This window comes from Ruegeria sp. CDSB117 (assembly GCF_059611005.1).
The window spans coordinates 118,950-138,126 of the sequence record NZ_JBXWOS010000008.1 but is presented as its reverse complement, the minus strand read 5'-3'; the positions used below and the strand labels follow the sequence as shown (position 1 = coordinate 138,126).

At 58.4% G+C, this 19,177-nt stretch carries 17 protein-coding genes; 15 read left to right on the top strand and 2 right to left on the bottom strand.

Translation table 11 applies throughout. The annotated features are described in order from the left end of the window. Positions 1 to 43 precede the first annotated feature (43 nt). From rbfA to AC2FJC_RS11215, 7 genes are all read left to right on the top strand, one after another. Positions 44 to 439: a 30S ribosome-binding factor RbfA gene (gene rbfA, locus AC2FJC_RS11245; protein ID WP_058274960.1), complete on the top strand. Its 396-nt coding sequence runs from the start codon at positions 44 to 46 to the stop codon at positions 437 to 439. Beyond that, a complete protein-coding gene (locus AC2FJC_RS11240; RefSeq protein WP_496739576.1) occupies positions 436 to 1,173 on the top strand; it encodes a phosphodiester glycosidase family protein in 738 nt (245 codons plus the stop codon). The genes rbfA and AC2FJC_RS11240 overlap by 4 nt, the downstream gene beginning before the upstream one ends. A 60-nt stretch (positions 1,174 to 1,233) precedes the next feature. After that, the gene (gene truB, locus AC2FJC_RS11235) at positions 1,234 to 2,139 is read left to right on the top strand and encodes a tRNA pseudouridine(55) synthase TruB (protein WP_496739575.1); all 906 of its coding nucleotides are present in this window, start codon (positions 1,234 to 1,236) and stop codon (positions 2,137 to 2,139) included. A 21-nt stretch (positions 2,140 to 2,160) separates the two neighbouring features. Next, positions 2,161 to 2,664 carry a DUF1643 domain-containing protein gene (locus tag AC2FJC_RS11230; protein ID WP_496739574.1) on the top strand — a complete coding sequence of 168 codons (504 nt, stop codon included), beginning with the start codon at positions 2,161 to 2,163 and terminating at the stop codon, positions 2,662 to 2,664. Between the two features lie 95 nt (positions 2,665 to 2,759). Next, positions 2,760 to 3,767, top strand: a complete 1,008-nt coding sequence (locus AC2FJC_RS11225; RefSeq protein WP_496739573.1) for a calcium-binding protein — start codon at positions 2,760 to 2,762, stop codon at positions 3,765 to 3,767. A gap of 144 nt (positions 3,768 to 3,911) precedes the next feature. Continuing rightward, the gene (gene rpsO / locus AC2FJC_RS11220) at positions 3,912 to 4,181 is read left to right on the top strand and encodes a 30S ribosomal protein S15 (RefSeq protein ID WP_039543122.1); all 270 of its coding nucleotides are present in this window, start codon (positions 3,912 to 3,914) and stop codon (positions 4,179 to 4,181) included. A gap of 59 nt (positions 4,182 to 4,240) precedes the next feature. Beyond that, positions 4,241 to 4,831 (top strand): VOC family protein, encoded by a 591-nt coding sequence (locus tag AC2FJC_RS11215; RefSeq protein ID WP_496739572.1) that lies wholly within the window; start codon positions 4,241 to 4,243, stop codon positions 4,829 to 4,831. Between the two features lie 45 nt (positions 4,832 to 4,876). Here the strand turns inward: AC2FJC_RS11215 and AC2FJC_RS11210 are convergent, their stop codons facing one another. Then, positions 4,877 to 5,812, bottom strand: coding sequence for a LysR family transcriptional regulator (locus AC2FJC_RS11210; RefSeq protein WP_496739571.1), 936 nt, complete (start codon positions 5,810 to 5,812; stop codon positions 4,877 to 4,879). Positions 5,813 to 5,919: 107 nt separating this feature from the next. Between AC2FJC_RS11210 and AC2FJC_RS11205 the strand changes: the two genes are divergently transcribed. The 4 genes from AC2FJC_RS11205 to AC2FJC_RS11190 are packed head-to-tail and all read left to right on the top strand — an operon-like array spanning position 5,920 to position 13,518. Then, complete coding sequence (locus AC2FJC_RS11205; RefSeq protein WP_496739570.1) at positions 5,920 to 7,455, top strand: trimethylamine methyltransferase family protein; 1,536 nt, start codon at positions 5,920 to 5,922, stop codon at positions 7,453 to 7,455. Then, positions 7,455 to 9,821: a GcvT family protein gene (locus tag AC2FJC_RS11200; RefSeq protein WP_496739569.1), complete on the top strand. Its 2,367-nt coding sequence runs from the start codon at positions 7,455 to 7,457 to the stop codon at positions 9,819 to 9,821. Before AC2FJC_RS11205 ends, AC2FJC_RS11200 begins: the two co-directional genes overlap by 1 nt. Beyond that, positions 9,818 to 12,196 carry a GcvT family protein gene (locus AC2FJC_RS11195; RefSeq protein ID WP_496739568.1) on the top strand — a complete coding sequence of 793 codons (2,379 nt, stop codon included), beginning with the start codon at positions 9,818 to 9,820 and terminating at the stop codon, positions 12,194 to 12,196. The genes AC2FJC_RS11200 and AC2FJC_RS11195 overlap by 4 nt, the downstream gene beginning before the upstream one ends. Beyond that, on the top strand, positions 12,193 to 13,518 hold the full coding sequence (locus tag AC2FJC_RS11190; RefSeq protein WP_496739567.1) for an aspartate aminotransferase family protein: 1,326 nt from the start codon (positions 12,193 to 12,195) through the stop codon (positions 13,516 to 13,518). Before AC2FJC_RS11195 ends, AC2FJC_RS11190 begins: the two co-directional genes overlap by 4 nt. A gap of 94 nt (positions 13,519 to 13,612) precedes the next feature. Here AC2FJC_RS11190 and AC2FJC_RS11185 read toward each other — a convergent pair whose 3' ends face one another. Continuing rightward, positions 13,613 to 15,214, bottom strand: coding sequence for a BCCT family transporter (locus tag AC2FJC_RS11185; RefSeq protein ID WP_058277077.1), 1,602 nt, complete (start codon positions 15,212 to 15,214; stop codon positions 13,613 to 13,615). 292 nt (positions 15,215 to 15,506) lie between these two features. Between AC2FJC_RS11185 and AC2FJC_RS11180 the strand changes: the two genes are divergently transcribed. From AC2FJC_RS11180 to pnp, 4 genes are all read left to right on the top strand, one after another. Further along, entirely contained in the window at positions 15,507 to 15,860 is a 354-nt protein-coding gene (locus AC2FJC_RS11180; RefSeq protein ID WP_496739566.1) for an ArsR/SmtB family transcription factor, read from the top strand. Continuing rightward, entirely contained in the window at positions 15,841 to 16,263 is a 423-nt protein-coding gene (locus AC2FJC_RS11175) for an SRPBCC family protein (RefSeq protein ID WP_496739565.1), read from the top strand. The genes AC2FJC_RS11180 and AC2FJC_RS11175 overlap by 20 nt, the downstream gene beginning before the upstream one ends. Continuing rightward, a complete protein-coding gene (locus AC2FJC_RS11170) occupies positions 16,260 to 16,628 on the top strand; it encodes a DUF1761 family protein (RefSeq protein WP_496739564.1) in 369 nt (122 codons plus the stop codon). The genes AC2FJC_RS11175 and AC2FJC_RS11170 overlap by 4 nt, the downstream gene beginning before the upstream one ends. Before the next feature lie 231 nt (positions 16,629 to 16,859). Further along, positions 16,860 to 19,010, top strand: coding sequence for a polyribonucleotide nucleotidyltransferase (pnp, locus tag AC2FJC_RS11165; protein ID WP_496739563.1), 2,151 nt, complete (start codon positions 16,860 to 16,862; stop codon positions 19,008 to 19,010). Positions 19,011 to 19,177: the final 167 nt, after the last annotated feature.

Here is a 19,177-nt window from a genome sequence, read left to right as displayed (position 1 = left end):
GCGCCCGCTTGGCAAAGCCCTGCTTTGGGCTTAGATCGGGGATATGGCAAAGAACAAATTTCACGATGGCCCCGGCCCGTCCCAACGACAGCTGCGCGTCGGCGAACTGATCCGCCGCACCCTGTCCGAAGTTCTGGCGCGCGGAGATGTCCACGACCCCGACCTAAACCGCATGTCGATCACTGTGGGTGAGGTGCGCACCTCACCCGATCTGAAGATTGCCACCGCCTATGTGTTGCCCTTGGGCGGCAAGGGGCAGGAGGATGTGATCGCACTGCTGGCCCGCAACAAGGGTGAATTGCGGCGGGCGGTCGGCAAGAAGGTCGGTCTGAAATTCTCACCCGATCTGCGGTTCCGGCTGGATGACACCTTTGACCGAATGGATGACACGCGCCGCATGTTCGATCAGGACGCGGTGCGCCGCGATCTGGACGAGTGATCCGCGGATTTGTCATTTTTGGCGCGGTCTTCTGGGCCGCGCAGGCCTCAGCGGTCACATGCGAGAAGGTGACCCATGAGGACAAGCGGTACACCATCTGCGAGGTGGATGCCGCCAGCGAAGAGTTGCGCCTCTTCCTCAATGATGAAGACGGTAAGGTGCTGGGCCATTTCTCATCTGTGAACGAGGCACTGGCCCCACAGGGAAAGCGACTGGCATTTGCCATGAACGCGGGTATGTATCATGACGACCGCTCGCCCGTTGGGCATTATGTCGAAGGCGGTCAGGAACAGATGCGCGTGATCCCGAATGCCGGTCCAGGCAATTTCGGCTTGCTGCCGAACGGGGTGTTTTGCATCCGCGAGGGCCGTGCCGACGTGTTCGAAACCTTGGAATATGTTGATCAGGCGCCGCAATGCCGTTTCGCCACGCAATCCGGTCCTATGCTGGTCATCGACGGGGAATTGCACCCGCGATTCCTGCCCGATTCGACCTCGCGCTACGTGCGCAACGGGGTGGGCACCAGTGCAGATGGCACGCGGGCAGTTTTTGCGATCTCGGATGACTATGTCACCTTCCACGAATTCGGCAGCCTGTTCCGGGATGTGCTGGAAACCCCAAATGCGCTGTTCTTCGACGGCAATATCTCCCGGATGTATGAACGCGCGGGCAATCGGTCGGATGTCGGGTTTTCGCTTGGCCCGATTGTGGGCGTGGTCGAAGATACGCCCTGAAATTGACAGCGGCAGAGCGATCCGTTAGGTCGCGCGCCTCGACAAGATTCAGGGTGTAGAATGGGACGCAAACGCAAGGGTCGCGACATTTCCGGTTGGCTGGTGGTGGACAAGCCCGCGGGCATGACCTCGACCGCAGTAGTCAACAAGGTACGCTGGGCGATGGATGCCAAGAAGGCAGGCCATGCGGGCACACTGGACCCCGAAGCGACTGGCGTACTGGCCGTGGCACTGGGTGAGGCGACCAAGACCGTTCCCTACATCACCGATGCGTTGAAAGCCTACACTTTCACCGTGCGTTTGGGTCAGGCCACCAATACCGATGATGCCGAAGGCGACGTGATTGCGAGCAGCGATGCGCGCCCATCGGATGACGATATCAAACAAGCGCTGGCCCCGTTTCTGGGTGATATCATGCAGGTCCCGCCCAAGTTCTCGGCCGTGAAAATCGACGGCCAGCGCGCCTATAAGCTGGCCCGCGATGGCGAGGATGTGGAACTGTCCGCGCGCCCGCTATGGGTTGAGGAGTTGATTTTGGTCGACCGCCCCGACGAAGACCACGTGACGCTGGAAATGACCTGCGGCAAGGGCGGCTATGTCCGCTCAATCGCCCGCGATCTGGGCGCAGCGCTGGGATGCCACGGCCACGTCCGGGAACTGCGCCGCATCTGGTCCGGCCCGTTCGACGTTGAAGACGGGTTGAGCATCGAACAGATCGACGAGATGGCAAAGACCACTGCGCTGGACGAATACCTGCACCCGCTGGAAACCGGTCTTGCAGATTTGCCGGAACTGAAATGCACACCAGAGGGTGCCACCCGCCTGCGCAACGGCAATCCGGGAATGGTGCTGGCCTCTGACGCGGAATACGGAGATGAGGCCTGGGCCTCGCTCGACGGCAAGGCTGTGGCCGTGGGTATCTATAAATCCGGCGAATTGCATCCCAGCCGGGTGTTCGTCAACTAATCCACGTGTTAGGCGAAGGGCATGATCACCCGAACGCACACCAAGGGCGATGCGCCCTCGACCGCCATTTATTCCGACTGCGAGAAGTATCGCTATAGCCTGACCCGCATCTGGGATCCGGCGGGGCGCAAGGCGCTGTTCGTGATGCTGAACCCGTCAACCGCGACCGAGGTTCAGAACGACCCGACGGTGGAACGTTGCGAACGCCGCGCGCGGGCGCTGGGGTTCGGAGCATTTCAGGTAACCAACATCTTCGCATGGCGCGACACCGACCCGCGCAAGATGCGCGCTGCCGGCGACCCGGTTGGGCCCGAGAATGACGCGGCCATATTGGATGGTGTTCAATGGGCCGATCAGGTCATCGCCGCATGGGGCACCCATGGTGCGCATCTGGACCGCGGCCCGGCAGTTGAATCCCTTCTGCGCGACACCAGGCAGCCGCTGTTTCATCTAGGGCTGACCAAGGGCGGGCATCCCAAACACCCGCTTTACATCGCCTATACCCAACAGCCCGAACCTTGGTGACCAACGGTTAACCACAAGTTCAGCTTGGCTTTGACCAACTAACTGATCACATGGGATATTTCATCCTCGGAGCAGTGCGTTCTCGGAGGGTTTCCATGTTTCTGTTCGGATTGCTGAGCCTGGCCGCAATGGGCGGAGCAGCCTATGCGATGGGCGGTATTATCGAGGCTGACGACGACACCGAAGAAGACGAGATCATCGAAGATGAACCGCAAGAGGTCTCTGACGGCAGTTATCTTGAGATTGGTGAAAACATCGACGAAGTCGAAGAGTCCTCGACCGGGACCACAGTCTCGGAATTCGAAGGCGATTTGGTTGTGGCCGGGGACGACGACACAAACATTCTGGCCGGGCAAGATGGCGACGACCAGATCAACGGCTACGGCGGCGACGACACTGTGCTGGGGGGCATGGGCGATGACACCCTGCATGGCGGCGATGGCGTTGATACAATCCAGGGCGGCGAAGGCGATGATGTTTTGCATGGCGAAGGTAACGATGACGTCCTGTCCGGTGATGATGGCGACGACAAGATTTTTGGTCATTTCGGCGACGACAGGCTGGACGGCGGCGATGGGGATGACGACCTGTATGGCGGTCAGAACAACGACACTCTGACCGGAGGCGCGGGCGAGGATGCGCTGCATGGGGGTTTCGGCGACGATGTGCTCGCTGGTGGCGCAGGTGAAGACGTCTTGTTTGGCGGCGACGGTGACGATGTGCTGACAGGTGAGGATGGCGAAAACGAAGACTCCGTGGATTTTCTGAATGGCGGTGCCTGCGATGACGCTATTGTTGCCCATAGCGGTGATATCGTGACCGGAGGCGAAGGCGCTGACAGCATCCACCTGAACCCCGAGGATGACGACGATGCCGTCAAGGTCATGGATTTTGAACCCGGGCAGGACAAGCTGTTGATCTCGTGGGAAGGCGATGAAGATCCGGAGGTTCGCATTGAAACAGACGCTGAAAACGAAAACCTGACCCGTATCATGGTCGACGGACAAGATGTCGCCCAACTGCTGGGTGCCAAAGGGTTGACCCTGGACGATATCCAACTGATCAACGGTCAGGAACTGTCGCAGCTCAATGCGCTGAGTTGAGGCAATAGAATCCCTTTGCCATTTGCCTGAAATCCGCTTATACGCGCCCATCCGCATCGGAATCGGTGCGGTTTTCTCCATGGGCCTGTGCTGGACGACATCCCGGCCTGCGCCATCAACTCTAACCTTTTAAAGGAGACCCCGATGTCGATTACTGCCGCTGAAAAAGCACGCGTCATGAAAGAATTCGGCACCAAGGACGGCGACACCGGTTCGCCAGAAGTCCAGGTTGCCATCCTGACCTCGCGCATCACCACCCTGACCGAGCACTTCAAGACCCACAAAAAAGACAACCACGGTCGTCGCGGTCTGCTGAAAATGGTCGCCCAGCGCCGCAAGCTGCTGGATTACCTGAAGGGCAAAGAAGAAGCGCGCTATCAGGATCTGATCAAAAAGCTGGGCATCCGCCGCTAATACCGGTTTCTGCCGCTTTTGGATTTTAGACGCCCGCCCTAATTGGCGGGCGTTTTTTGTTGGATCAGGGAACGCGCGCTCAAAGTAGCGGTATGGTGGGGCTCAATCCGGCTTGCAGTTCACTGACTCTGTCGGCACTATCCCGAGACCTGATCAACAGCTGCGCAATACATCATTCCCCCAAGCACACATCCAGTGTGTTACGACAAGTAAAATGGAACCAAATGAAGCTGGAATTTCATCATATTAACCTGGTGGCAGACGACGTTGACCGCCTACACGACTTTTATACAAACGTCTTGGGTTTGGGTGATATTCCGCAGCAGAATTTCCCGCGCTCTGAAGCAACCGAAGACGCCGGTTATGACGGCCAGATCCGCTTTGCAACGGACGGCAACATGCAGATGCATCTGGCGGAACGGGACTTTGACGTCGCATTCAAAAATGATCAGGTCATCAATCCAGTGAGCCGCGGACACATTGCGTTCCGAACGGATGATCTTGCCGCGGTCCTGAGGATACTTGATGAAAACGCGGTTCCTTATTCGGACTATGGCACTGCCTTTTCGAAAGAGTGGCACCAAGTGTTCTTTCGCGACCCCGAAGGCAATGTTGTCGAAGTTCATCAACAGGTAGCGACTTTAGGCTGAACCTGAGCCTGAAGCTCCCCGCGCTGTTCAGCTTGTGACGGCGCGCTAAATCATATCGTACTCTACGCTTTTGGCTCCGATGTCGCCCATGTGGCGGGTGATGCGTTGCACCAATTTCTGCCTGGACATGTCTGCAAGCGCCTCCGGAAAACTCTGAAGCTCTTCCTTTCTGGCGACAACCGTTAAAGTGCGCGAAAGGCCCGAGACCGGAAGATCTTTCAACTGCAGGCTCATATTCTCAACCAGACCATCGATCAGCAATGTCGGCGTCAAAAGGCTGAACCCCTGCCCCGCGGAAACACAGGACGTAACCATGCTGGAGCGGTCCGCCTGGATGACCATGTCAGGCTCAAACCGCAATCGGCGCAGATGCTGCGCAATCTGGCGGCCCGCGTTGGTTGTATCTCCGAACCGCACCAGAGGAAGCCGCGTTTGGATCGCCTCCAGGCTGTCTGTCGGGCCGTCATATGCTTCGGGAAGAACCAGAAGGTATCTTTCGGTCAGAACGTGATGACGCTCCAAGCCATCCATATCCAGAAACGGATTTGATGTGATCGCGAGGTCCGCTTGTTTCGTCCGCAGCAGGTGTTCATGATTGCCGCTTTGACCGGCGTGCAGGGTGATGTCTTCGACGTTGAACTCACGCTGCGCAAAATCGACCAAAGAGGGCGTCAGCGTTGTGGCGATTGAGGCTTGAATGCCGACCCGCAGCAGCGTCAGGGATTTCTGGCCAACATGGCGCAATTCCGTTTCCATGTCCGAAAGCGCATCCAGAATTTTCTGCGCTCTTCCATGCAAACGCGCACCCGCATAGGTCAGCCGTGCCGGTCGCGTACTGCGATCCAGAAGCACAGTACCAAAAGCCTTTTCCAACGCAGTGACGTGCTGGGAAGCCGCCGGCTGCGACAAATTCAGAAGTTTTGCGCCCGCCCGCATCTGACCCGTTTCCGCAACGGCGACGAAAACCTCAAGTGAACGCATCAGACTTGGTGATAGTTTGCGATGACCCAGCATTGCTCATCTTTAGTATAAATGATATTTATACTGTTGGAATTTTCTTGGTTTACGTCAAGCACTCGGTCAACGCTTTGACCATAACACGTTCGCGCTCATCTCGACGCCGCAGGGCCGCTGGACCTCGCACTCTTCCCGAGGCGCGCGCGCCGTATATTCTGCGCAAGCTTTCGACCTTCAATGTCCTCAGCGAGGCAGGGTTGGAACAGATCGAGGCCAATGCGGATACCATCCTTGCCGAAACCGGGATGGAGTTTCAGGACGACCCTGAGATTCTAGGCATTTTTGCCGAAGCAGGCTGTGACGTAGATGGCTCGCGTGTGCGGTTCACGCCGGGGTTCTGCCGCAATACGATCATGGCAACCGCACCGGCTCAGTTCGTTCAACATGCCCGAAACCCGGCCAACAACGTTCAGCTGGGCGGCGACGCCAGCGTGTTATGCCCGGCTTGGGGTCCGCCCTTTGTGCACGATCTGGACCGCGGGCGGCGCTATGCCTCGCATCAGGATTTCGTCGACCTGATTAAGCTGCATCACAGCCTGCCCTGGCTGCACCATTCGGGCGGCGTGGTCTGCGAACCGGTGGATTTGCCTGCCAACAAGCGCCATCTCGACATGCTCTATGGCCATATTCGCTATTCTGATCGAGCCTTCATGGGTGCCTTTATCGGGGCCGAACGCGCGGGCCATGCAATCGACATGGCACGGATTGTGTTCGGCGAAGACTTCGTGGCGGAAAACGCCGTCCTGTATTGTGTCTCGAATACAAACGCGCCGTTGGTGATGGACAGTCACATGTCGGGCGCGTTGAAAACCTATGCCCGCGCCGGGCAACCGGTCGCTTGCACACCCTGGGTTCTTACCGGGGCCATGTCGCCGTCCACCGTTGCCGGGACGCTGGCTCAGGTGCTGGCTGAAACCATGGCAGCAATGACGCTGACCCAACTGGTGAGCCCCGGGGCACCTTGCTTGATGGGCAGTTTCGCCTCGACCATGTCGATGAAATCCGGTGCGCCCACTTTTGGAACACCCGAAGCCGGGTTGATGGTTTTGGCGGCCGGTCAGCTTGCCCGCAGGCTGGGGGTGCCGCTGCACACGGTTGGCACGCTCAGCGCCTCAAAAGTTGCGGACGCCCAGAGCCAGCAAGAGGCCACATGGGGCCTGATGATGTCGATGTTCGCGGGTGCCAATCTGATCAACCATGCAACTGGATGGCTCGAAGGTGGGTTGGTGACCTCGTTCGAAAAAACGATCTTGGATCATGATCTGTGTGGCAAAGTCGGACGGTTCTTCGATGGAATCGACATGAGCGAGAACGCTCAGGCGATGGAGGCAATTGCCGCGACTGGACCGGGGCAGCACTTCCTAGGCTCTGAGCATACGCAGGCCAATTTCATGTCCGCATTGTTCCGGCCCTGGACCCCGGATGACAATTCATTCGAACAATGGCACGCGGCCGGAGAGTTGGATGCCGCAGCCCGCGCCAATGCAATCTGGAAAGAGCGGATTGACGCATACGAAGATCCCGGTATCGACCCTGATATTGACGCGCTGTTGCAGGATTACATCGCGATGCGTAAGGCCGAGAAGCCAGATCAGGATTACTTCTGATGAGCCGTATTTTGATCATCGGAGGTGGCGCTATTGGTCTGAGCCTGGCCTACCACCTGGCCAAACGCGGTTCGAATGACGTCACTGTTCTGGAGCGCAATCAGCTGACCTCGGGCACGTCCTGGCATGCGGCGGGGATTGTCGGCCCGCTACGCGCAACGCCAAACATGACCCGATTGGCAATGGCCGCACTTGAGGTTTTTCCGACCCTTGAGGCCGAGACTGGCATGTCCACTGGATATCGCCAAACCTCTGGCTATTGGCTGGCCCGCGACCCTGCCCGCCTAGACGAGCTGCGCCGGATTGCGAATCTGGGCCAGACGCTGGGATTGACCCCACGCATGATCGAGGCCTCGGACGTGCCCCTGTCACACCTTGATCTGAAGAACCATGTCGGTGCGCTGCATGTGCCCGAGGATGCCAATGTGAACCCGGTCGATCTGTGCATGGCCTATGCCAAGGGCGCACGGGATCGCGGGGTGACGATACGCGAGAACACCAGTGTTCAGTCACTGCGTAAAAAGGGTGGGCGCATCACCGGCGTTACTCTTGCTGATGGAACCGAATTGGACGCCGATCAGGTCGTTCTGGCCACCGGTGCCTGGTCCCGCGAACTGGCTGCAAATGTTGGCGTAGCGCTGCCCTTGCAGGCGGTCGAGCACATGTATGTGGTCACCGAACCCATCCCCGAACTGCCGAACCCATTTCCAGTGATCCGGGATCTGGATCGAGGCATCTTCATCAAGGGCGACGCGGGCAAACTGGTCATTGGTGGCTTTGAACCCAATGCGAAATGTTGGGATGCCTACGGCCCCGAAGGAGACCGACCTTTCCTTGAACTGGCTGAAGACTGGCACCAGTTCGCCCCTTTCATGGAGGCGGCGTTAGAGCTTTGCCCCAGCCTTGAAAGGGTCGGCATCCAGCATTTCATGAACGGCCCCGAGAGTTTCACGGCCGACACGAGACCCCTTGTAGGCGAAACATCGGTCAATGGTCTGTTTGTCGCTGCGGGAATGAACTCGGTCGGGGTCATGTCCTCGGCGGGGATTGGACGGGCGCTGGCAGATTGGATGGTCGACGGCCACCCCTCGATGGATATGTGGGAGGTCGATGTCGCCCGGGCCGACCCCGCCACAGCCAGCACCGAACACATGGCCGACCGAATGGAAGAGGCGGTTGCTGATCTTTTTGCCCTTCACTGGCCATATAAACAGCCCAAATCAGGCAGAGGTCTGCGCACCACCGCGATGCACGATTGCTGGGCTAAGGCCGGGGCGCATTTCGGCCTGACTGCCGGTTGGGAACGCGGAATATACTATGGTCCGGCGCAGGACTATTCGGTGGCGGATCAGCGGTGGTGGCCGCTGGCCAGAGCCGAAGCGGCGGTCATGGATGAGGGCACCGTGTTGATTGATCTGAGCCCTTTTACCAAGCTCGACATCACCGGACCGGAAGCTCTGGGTTCATTGAACCGCCTGACGACCGCGCAGATGGACGTGCCCATTGGTCGGGCTGTCTATACGCAGATACTCAACGCGCGCGGTGGGATCGAAATGGATGTGACCATCACGCGGTTGGGTCGGGATGCGTTTCATCTGACTTCAGGCGCTGCCACGCGGATGCGCGATCTGATGTTCCTGCGCAGGCATTTGAAGGGCGATGTGTCTGTCAGGGATGTGACCGAAGCATTCTGCACAATCGGTGTAATGGGAGGTGGCAGTCGGACGCTGCTACAGGGTCTTGGCAGCCTACCAGAAATGGCATTTGGCTATACCGCCACCGCCGAAATGGCAGGCATTACTTGCCGCGCCACGCGCGTTAGTTTTGTAGGAGAATTGGGCTGGGAACTAACCATACCCAACGCGCAGGCCCCTCAGCTGTTCGACACCCTCCACAAGGCAGACGCGCGCCCGCTGGGTCACTATGCGGTGGATGCCTGCCGGTTGGAGAAGGGCTTCAAACACTGGGGGCATGAACTTGGCCCCAAGATCACTCCGCTGGAAGCCGGCCTGGGATTCACCATCGACTGGGACAAGGAGTTTCAGGGCAAAGCGGCGCTGGAACAGCAAAAGTCCAACGGCTTGCAACAGCGCCTGATCCTTCTGCAGGTTCACTGCAATGCCCTGATGCTGCATGACGAACCGGTGTTCGAGCATGGCACCCATGTGGGGCTGACAACCTCGGGCGGGCGCGGGCCGCGTACGGGGCTGAACCTGTGTTTTGCCATGGTCGCGGTCCAACCGGGCGAGACGTTGGCCCAGACATGCGATCGAAAATTCACGGTTCGGGTCGCCGGGCAGGACGATCCCGCGCAGCCATTGCTCCGACCGCCCTTTGATCCCTCAGGCGAAAGGATGCGCGCATGATCAAGGCGCAGGTTGTCATCATCGGTGGCGGTGCGATGGGCGTGTCACTACTGTATCATCTGATCAAGGCGGGCTGGTCTGATGTGGTGTTGGTCGAAAAAAACGACCTGACCCACGGCTCGACCTGGCACGCGGCAGGCCTGTGTACCCATTTCGCGCATAATCCCACCATTCAGGAATTGCGCGCCACCTCTGTTCGGCTTTACCGCGATATCCTTCCGCAGGAAACCGGGCGCGATTGCGGCTTTCACCGCTCGGGTGCGATGCGGATCACACGCAACCCCGACCGGATGGACGAGTTTCGCCATGTGGCCGGTCTGTCTGAATTCACCGGCTACCCGCTGGAGGTGCTGACGCCCGACAGGATCGCCGAGCTCTTCCCTCTGGCCAAACTGGATGGGCTGATCGGCGGAATTTATGAACCTGATGACGGCCATGTAGACCCTACGCTGGCGACCCACGCAATGGCTGAGGTTGCCCGGCGTAGCGGGGCTCGGATCATACGCAATTGCGCAGTCACCGCGATTGAGCGTCAGCAGAATCATTGGCGGATTGAGACTGCGAAGGAGATCATAGAAACCACCCACGTGGTCAACGCCGCAGGCACCTGGGGCTGGGAAATCGGGCATATGATGGGACTCAACATCCCGTCTGTTCCGGTGCTGCATCAATACCTGGTGACGGACACGGTGGAGGCTGTGTCATCTCGGATCAAAGAGGGATTGCCAGAGCTGCCGATCATCCGCGACCCCGAAGAAAGCTGGTATGTACGGCAAGAGCGTGATGGGCTGATCCTCGGGCCGTATGAAAAGAACGCCAAGGTCTGGTCGGTCGATGGTGTACCGCCGGAATTCGGCGCGGACCTGATGCCGCCGGATCTGGACAGTGTGGAACACATCATCATGGCCGCAATGGAACGAATACCGGCGCTGGAAACCGGCGGTGTAAAATCGGTGATCAATGGACCGATCACCTTTACACCTGACGCCAACCCTCTGATCGGGCCTGCGCATGAATTGGAAAATGCGTGGCTGCTGACCGGTTCGTCCATGGGCGTGATGGAGGGTGGCGGCGCCGGATGGTTCCTGGCCCATTGGATGACCCACGGTGCCCCGCCGATGGATGCGCTGGCCGTCGACAGCCGCCGTTTCGGGTCATGGGCGGATCGCGATTACCGCGTGGCTAAGGCCGTCGAGTGTTTCGGCCTGCAATTTGGCGTGCACTATCCTTACGAAGAACGGCCCGCAGGGCGCGGATTGCGCCTTTCTCCACTGCATGACCTGATGGTCGAACGTGGCGCGGTGATGGGCGCAGCTTATGGTTGGGAGCGTCCAAATTGGTTCTCAAACACGCCCGGAGCAGTCGCCGGCGAAACCTTCCGTCGCGCCAATTGGTTCGAATCCGTGGCGCGAGAGGTCGAGGCCGCGCACAACCGCGTCGCCATGGCCGACTTGTCGGTGTTTTCGAAATTCGACGTCACCGGCCCCGATGTCGCGGCCTTCCTACAAGCATTGGGCGCGAACCGCGCGATCCCGCCGGGACGCATCGGCCTGACCCATGCGCTGACCCCGGCAGGTGGTGTTCTGTCAGAATTCACCGTCGCCCGCCTGACTGAAGATCATGCCTATCTGACCAGCGCCGCCGCGGCCGAGCAGATCGACCAGGATCTTCTGACACAGGTTGCCAAAGGCTTTGACGTCACCGTTCGAAACGTGTCTGAGGATCTGGCAGTTATCGGCGTCATGGGACCCAAATCCGCCGATGTGTTGCCCGAGTTGAACCATATGCCCTGGCTCACCGCGCAAGAGACCCATGTAGGCGGGATTTCCCTGCGCGCTCTGCGGGTGTCTTATCTGGGCGAATGTGGCTGGGAATTGCATGTGGCCAAAGAAAATGCCGTGCAGCTTTTCACGACGCTGGAAGAGGTCGCCAAACCGCTTGGTCTTGGGTTCTATGGGGCCTATGCAGCAAACTCCATGCGCCTTGAAAAAGGGTATCGGGGTTGGGGCAGTGACCTGACGACCGAACGCAGCCCGTTTGAGGCCGGTCTGACCTCGTTTGTCCGCAAGGACCTGCGCCACGGACTGGGCCGAGACAACACGTGGGATATGGTGCTGCTTGAGGTCGAAGCCGGTGAGATAGATCCTTTCTACGCGCACACGATCTGGAAAGACGATCTGCCCGTTGGGATCGCCACCTCGGGTGCCTATGGCTACCGGACCGGTAAGGTTCTGGCTTTGGCTTATCTTCGCGACCAGACCGCGCGAGACGGGCTGACCATCTCAATACTGGGCCAGCATCGTGCGGCAACCATCCTGCCAAAGGCTCCCTTTGACCCCGAAAACTCACGCTTGAAAACCGGAGGTTCCGAATGACCGACCACGCCCTTCACACCGACTGGGACTTCTCGAACACCGCCGCGCGACGGGACCAGTACTATGCTGCCTCACTAACGCGGTTCACACCGTTTCGCGAACCTATCGTTTTCAAGAAAGGTCAGGGACAATACCTTTGGGATACGGATGGTCGGAAATACACCGATCTGCTGGGCATGAATGTCTGTATCTCGGTCGGGCACTCGCACCCGCGCGTGGTGGCGGCGGCAACAGCACAGGCGCAGGAACTGACCCACTGCACGACAATGTTCTACCACCCGACACCAGCACATCTGGCCGAAGAACTGGCCGCGACGATGCCCAAAGGACATGACTGGGTGGTACATCTGACCAACTCAGGGTCCGAGGCGGTTGATCTGGCGATGACCATGGCGCGCACTTACACAGGCAATCTGGATTTAATTGCGCTGCGCACCGCTTATCACGGGCCAACGGCTGCGGCGCAGTCGATTACCGGTATCTCGGGCTGGCGTCACCCGGGCATGCCTGGCAACGTGGCCTTTGTGCCGGAACCCAATCAATACCGCGGCATCTTTGGACAGGGGACCCAGCCCTATCTGGATGAGATTGATCACACAATCGCCACAGCCACATCCGGCAATGTAGCGGGCATATTTGTCGAAAGCGTGCAGGGCTATGGCGGCATCATTGAAATGCCGCCCGGCTATATGTCCGGCGCAGCCGAGCGCGTGCGCGCGGCAGGAGGTCTCTACATCGCAGATGAGGTGCAATCCGGCTTTGGCCGCACTGGCCAAAACTTCTGGGGGTTCGAAGCGGACGGCGTCGTGCCCGATATCGTCGTCATGGCAAAAGGTCTGGGAAATGGCTTCCCGATCGGGGCGGTTGTGGCCAAGAAACATATTGCGGAACCGATGGCGAAAAGGTTCATGTTCCACACCTATGGTGCCAACCCGACCTCGGCTGCCGCAGCCCGTGCGGTTCTTGCTGTCATGCGGGACGAAGGGTTGCAGGAAAACGCCCGCGTTGTAGGGGCCGCCTTGCTGGAAAGGCTGCATGGCTTGAAAGACAAGTATCAGGTCATCGGCGATGTTCGCGGGAAAGGCCTTATGCTTGCGCTGGAATTCGTGAAAGACCGGGATAGCAAAACGCCGGACAAGGACATGACCACAGAAGTTTTCGAAGCCTGCCGCGCACAAGGAATTATCCTGTCAAAGTCCGGCCCGTTTCAACAATGCCTACGGATGGTGCCACCGCTGTGTATGTCGTTGGACGACGTGGATCAGGTGGCGAACAGTCTAGATCAAGCGCTCGAAACTGCTGTGAGTGTCGCAGAAGTTTAAGCTTCAGGGCCTTTAGCCTGTGCCTTGCTTTTTGTCTGGCGACAAAAGAACGCCCGCCGAAAGGCGGGCGTCCAAATTTTATCAGATCAAGGCCCTACATCTTGGCTTTTTCTGATTTCAGCGCTAGCCACAAGCAGTAGCACATGATCAGAACCACCAAGGTGAACGGGATACCTGTCGAAACCGCAGCACCTTGCAGTGCAGAGAGGCCCCCGCCAAGCAACAGCGCAATGGCGACCAGACCTTCCAAAGTGCACCAGAACACCCGCTGAACCACCGGTGCGTCCATCTTGCCACCCGCAGTAATCGTGTCGATCACCAGAGAACCGGAATCCGATGAGGTGACAAAGAACACCACGATCAGGACCAGCGCGATTGGCGCAACAATACTGTAAAGCGGCAGCTCCTTGAGGAATCCGAACAGCGCACCTTCAGGGGCGTAGCTGTCGATCACTGTGGCACGCACACCTTCGGCTCCACCTGCGTTCAACATGTCGATGGCGGCACCGCCAAAGGTCGACATCCACAAGGCACAAACAGCCGTCGGTGCCAGCAGGGCGCAAAGGATGAACTCGCGCACTGTACGACCTTTTGAGATGCGGGCGATGAACATGCCCACAAAGGGCGACCATGCGATCCACCATGCCCAATAGAAGGTCGTCCAGCCGTGGAAGTAACTGGTGTCTTCACGTCCGAACGGGTTCGACAGCGCCGGCAGGTGGTACACATAATCCACCATCACGTTGAAATACCGTGCGATGGCCGTGCCGACGCCAGTAACAACAATCACGAAGATAAACAGGCCCACGGCCATGATCATGTTGATTTCGCTCAACCGTTTGACGCCAGCATCCATCCCCATCAGGACCGAACCCAACGCAATCAACGTGATACCGATGATCAGCAGAACTGTGACGGTTGGACTGGGTTCGATGCCAAACACCTCGTTCAACCCCGCCGCAACCTGCTGCGCACCAAGACCCAACGAGGTGGTCAGGCCAAAGAGCGTCGCAAACACCGCCAGAGTATCGATGATATGGCCCCACCAACCCCAGACACGTTCGCCTAGGATCGGATAGAAAGCCGAACGCAAGGTTAGGGGCAGATCAAGGTTATAGGCAAAGATGGCCAGGCTTAGACCAACAGCGGCGTAGACCGCCCAGCCTTCCAGCCCCCAGTGATGGATTGTACCGACGACTCCAGCATATTCATTGCCCGGAACGGCGATGTCGATGCCCAGTGGCACCGCGTTGCCGTCTTCGGCAAAATTGTAATAGACGGGCTCCATCACTCCAAAGAACAACAGCCCGATGCCGATACCAGCCGCGAACATCATCGCAATCCATCCGGCATAGGAATAGTCGGGCTTTGCGTCCTTGCCACCGATCCGCACCTTGCCAACCGGCAGCACGATCAGAACAAGACAGAACAATGTGATTGCGTCGACCGACAGGACCAGGAACCAGTCAAACGTGCTGGTGAGCCATGGTCTTAGCCAGCCAAACAGTGCCGCGGTACCCTCTTGGTTGGCCAAAGCGATCAGAACGAACGCAAAGATCAGGATGCTCGAGATCAAAAAGACCGGGTTGTGGATGTCCAGACCGAATGGCCGGACGTTGTCTTGCCCAAGCTCGTATTCGGTCTCGAAGTCGTAAATCCGGGGGTCCGGATCCAGCATTTTCTTGGTTTGTGCCATTCGTCTGCCCTTCTGTTCGCTAAGTGCAAACGCCAAGGTATTCGACCAGCGGACGGAAACGAGATTTTGTCCCTTGGCGCTTCTCCGTCAATTCGACCGCGGGCTTCGTGATAACAGCTTACACTGACGACATAATTTCACCAAACGCATTCCCGTTAGTGAATTTATCTAACTTGATAAACGACTTTGGACGGCACCGGGATCATTGGTCCCAACTTCTGGCCAAGGGGCTTTATCCGTGTTATTCACCCAAATGGTTGACTGAAGCAGAAGAAGGATGTAATTCATCCACATGGTTGAACGAGAGAGTCGCTCTGATTTGAGCGCGATATTGAAGGCCGCGTCCGACCCAACCCGCCGTGCGATCCTGACGATGCTTGCGCAGCAGGGACCCTTGCGGGTGACGGACATCGCGCGGCAATTCGAAATGACTCTCAATTCGGTATCCAAGCACATCAAGGTGCTGGAAAACGCCGAACTGGTGCGGCGCCGGACGGAATGGCGCGAGCATTTGATCGAGGTTCAAATGGATCCCTTGTCAGCCGTGGATGAATGGTTTGCCGGTTTGCGTTCGATCTGGGCGCTTCGGCTGGACGCTTTGGAAACTGCTTTGGAGGACCCCGAAGATGACGGATCTGTCTCTTGAAATTACACGCGCAATCCCGCACCCACCTGAAAAGGTGTTCGACGCTTGGCTGAACCCGGATATGCTGGCCAAATTCATGCTGCCGGGGCCGGGTATGACGGTGCCAGAGGCGCATTCCGATGCAACGATCGGTGGACGGTTCAAGATCATCATGCGCGCTCCCGAGGCCGGGGATTTGCCACATGAGGGCGAATACAAGGTCATCGACCGCCCGAACCGGCTGCAATTTACGTGGAATTCTCCGTACAGTCAGGATGATTCCACCGTGACGCTGGATTTCACGCCAACCGATGCAGGGACCGAATTGCGACTGCATCACGTCCGATTCCCATCACAGGAAAGCCGCGACAATCACGAGGGCGGATGGACTGCGATCCTTGCAGCGCTGGAGACAGCGCTATGATCAACTGGCTGGCCCTTGCAGCGGGGGTGATCGCGGCCTTTCTGCTGGGATGGCTGGTCTATGGGCCGGTCGGATTCCAGAAACGCTGGGCCGAAGGAACGCGGATTGATCCGACACCGCCGGAATCGCCGCCATTGCCTCAGATGGCCGCGCAGATCGTGTTCCTGATCTTGCTGGCCACTGTGATCGCGCTCACCGAAACCACCAACAGTCTGGGCGTCGCCCTTCTGGCCATCCTTGCAGTGGTGGCACAGACGGCCTCGGTCGGGGCCTGGGCGCAAAAAAGCGTGTTCGCGATCATGGTCGACACTGGCTATGCTCTGGGATGCGGCGTGGTGATGATCCTCGCGCACGCAATCTTTTGAACGGCTCTGGCCCGGTCCAAAATGGATCGGGCGTAGGCTGTGCAGTCCTCCACCGGCCTTGTGCGGTTCCCCTTTCCTTCTACACCAATCTCATGTATGCGCGCGGTATCTGAGACGTTGTGCCCTGATCCCGGCACTCAGACGAAAGCTAAAATGGGATCGGCGGCAATGGGGCCGCCATGCAAACGGGAGACCCGCAGGGGCGGGAGTGCTCCCATCTAGGATACGCATATGTTTGATGTAACGAAAAAATCTATGCAGTGGGGCGAAGAGACGCTCACACTGGAAACCGGCAAGGTTGCCCGTCAGGCCGACGGCAGCGTGATCGCGACACTGGGCGAAACCAGCGTCATGGCGAACGTGACCTTTGCACGGCAGCAAAAACCGGGTCAGGACTTTTTCCCTCTGACCGTCCACTATCAGGAAAAATACTATGCCGCCGGTAAGGTTCCGGGTGGCTTCTTCAAGCGCGAGGCGCGCCCGACCGAAAAAGAGACGCTGACCGCGCGTCTGATCGACCGTCCGATCCGCCCGCTGTTCGTTGACGGCTTCAAAAACGAAGTTCTGGTGATGTGCACCGTGCTGTCCCACGATCTGGTCAACGACCCCGACATGGTTGCGATGATCGCTGCCTCGGCTGCGCTGACTATTTCCGGCGCACCGTTTATGGGTCCGATCGCCGGTGCCCGCGTTGGTTTTGAGGACGGTGAATACGTTCTGAACCCGACCGTTGACGACATGCAGGACCTGCGCCTGAACCCTGAACAGCGCCTGGATCTGGTTGTTGCCGGTACCAAAGACGCCGTGATGATGGTTGAGTCGGAAGCCTACGAGCTGTCCGAGGCCGAAATGCTGGGTGCGGTCAAATTCGCACATGAGCAGATTCAGCCGGTCATCGACCTGATCATCGCGCTGGCCGAAGACGCCGCGAAAGAGCCGTTCGACTTCCAGGCACCGGATTATTCCGAGCTATCCGCCGCTGTCAAAGCTGCCGGTGAAGAGCAGATGCGCGCCGCTTTCGCGATCACCGACAAGCAAGAGCGCACCGCCGCTGTTGCCGCTGCGCGTGAAGCGATCAAAGCAGCGCTGACCGAAGAGCAGCTGGAAGACGGCAACCTCGGTTCGGCTATGAAAAAGCTGGAAGCTGGCATTCTGCGTGGCGACGTCGTCAAAGGCGGCAAGCGGATCGACGGTCGTTCGACCACCGATATCCGTTCGATCGTTGCAGAAACCTCGATGCTGCCCCGGACCCACGGTTCCGCCCTGTTCACCCGCGGTGAAACGCAGGCGCTGGCTGTAACCACGCTGGGCACTGGCGACGATGAGCAGTTCATCGATGCGCTGCATGGCAATTTCAAATCGAACTTCCTGCTGCACTACAACTTCCCTCCGTATTCGGTTGGTGAAGTTGGCCGCGTAGGTGGCCCGGGCCGTCGTGAGATCGGCCACGGCAAGCTGGCATGGCGCGCCCTGCAGGCGGTTCTGCCCGCGGCGACTGACTTTCCCTACACGATCCGCATCGTGTCCGAGATCACGGAATCCAACGGCTCGTCCTCGATGGCGTCGGTCTGCGGCGGCTCGCTGTCGATGATGGATGCGGGCGTTCCGCTGAAAGCACCGGTTGCCGGTGTGGCCATGGGCCTGATCCTGGAAGATGACGGCGAATACGCCATCCTGTCGGATATTCTGGGTGACGAAGACCACCTGGGCGACATGGACTTCAAAGTTGCGGGCACCGAAAACGGCATTACCTCGCTGCAGATGGACATCAAGGTCGCAGGCATCACGCCCGAGATCATGGAGAAAGCCCTGGCGCAAGCCAAGGACGGCCGGATGCACATCCTGGGTGAGATGGGCAAAGCCCTGTCCGAGACCAACGATTTCTCGGTCCACGCCCCGCGCATCGAGACCATGAACATCCCGACCGACAAGATCCGTGAAGTGATCGGTTCGGGCGGTAAGGTCATCCGCGAAATCGTCGAAGTGTCAGGCGCTAAGGTCGACATCAACGACGACGGCGTCATCAAGATCGCCTCGCCCGATGGTGAATCGATCAAGAAGGCGTATGAGATGATCCACTCGATCGTCGCCGAGCCAGAAGAGGGCCAAGTTTACACCGGTAAGGTCGTGAAGATCGTCGACTTCGGTGCCTTCGTGAACTTCTTTGGCAAGCGCGACGGTCTGGTCCACGTGTCCCAGATCGAAAACCGCCGCCTGAACCATCCGTCGGATGTTCTGAAGGAAGGTCAGGAAGTAAAGGTCAAGCTGCTGGGCTTTGACGACCGCGGCAAGGTCCGCCTGTCGATGAAAGTGGTCGATCAGGAAACCGGCGAAGAGATCGTTCCCGAGAAGAAAGAAAAGAAAGAGGAAAGCGCAGAGTAATCTGTTCTTCTTTCAATTGATCAAGGCCCCGGTGGAAACGCCGGGGCCTTTTTTAGTTTCGAGCTATGACCGCCCAGCCAAGGACGGATCGGTCAATTATTGCCATAAATATCTGAATGTGTGCGAGTTCACAGTCAGATGTATTTCTTCATGAAAGGTTACGCTAG

What these genes read in the sequence shown, in the direction of transcription:
- rbfA (WP_058274960.1), top strand. Translation starts at nt 44, where the DNA reads ATGGCAAAGAACAAATTTCACGATGGCCCCGGCCCGTCCCAACGACAG.
- AC2FJC_RS11170 (WP_496739564.1), top strand. Translation starts at nt 16,260, where the DNA reads ATGATCAACTGGCTGGCCCTTGCAGCGGGGGTGATCGCGGCCTTTCTG.
- AC2FJC_RS11200 (WP_496739569.1), top strand. Translation starts at nt 7,455, where the DNA reads ATGAGCCGTATTTTGATCATCGGAGGTGGCGCTATTGGTCTGAGCCTG.
- AC2FJC_RS11185 (WP_058277077.1), bottom strand. Translation starts at nt 15,214, where the DNA reads ATGGCACAAACCAAGAAAATGCTGGATCCGGACCCCCGGATTTACGAC.
- AC2FJC_RS11180 (WP_496739566.1), top strand. Translation starts at nt 15,507, where the DNA reads ATGGTTGAACGAGAGAGTCGCTCTGATTTGAGCGCGATATTGAAGGCC.
- AC2FJC_RS11210 (WP_496739571.1), bottom strand. Translation starts at nt 5,812, where the DNA reads ATGCGTTCACTTGAGGTTTTCGTCGCCGTTGCGGAAACGGGTCAGATG.
- pnp (WP_496739563.1), top strand. Translation starts at nt 16,860, where the DNA reads ATGTTTGATGTAACGAAAAAATCTATGCAGTGGGGCGAAGAGACGCTC.
- truB (WP_496739575.1), top strand. Translation starts at nt 1,234, where the DNA reads ATGGGACGCAAACGCAAGGGTCGCGACATTTCCGGTTGGCTGGTGGTG.
- AC2FJC_RS11195 (WP_496739568.1), top strand. Translation starts at nt 9,818, where the DNA reads ATGATCAAGGCGCAGGTTGTCATCATCGGTGGCGGTGCGATGGGCGTG.
- AC2FJC_RS11225 (WP_496739573.1), top strand. Translation starts at nt 2,760, where the DNA reads ATGTTTCTGTTCGGATTGCTGAGCCTGGCCGCAATGGGCGGAGCAGCC.
- AC2FJC_RS11190 (WP_496739567.1), top strand. Translation starts at nt 12,193, where the DNA reads ATGACCGACCACGCCCTTCACACCGACTGGGACTTCTCGAACACCGCC.
- rpsO (WP_039543122.1), top strand. Translation starts at nt 3,912, where the DNA reads ATGTCGATTACTGCCGCTGAAAAAGCACGCGTCATGAAAGAATTCGGC.
- AC2FJC_RS11230 (WP_496739574.1), top strand. Translation starts at nt 2,161, where the DNA reads ATGATCACCCGAACGCACACCAAGGGCGATGCGCCCTCGACCGCCATT.
- AC2FJC_RS11175 (WP_496739565.1), top strand. Translation starts at nt 15,841, where the DNA reads ATGACGGATCTGTCTCTTGAAATTACACGCGCAATCCCGCACCCACCT.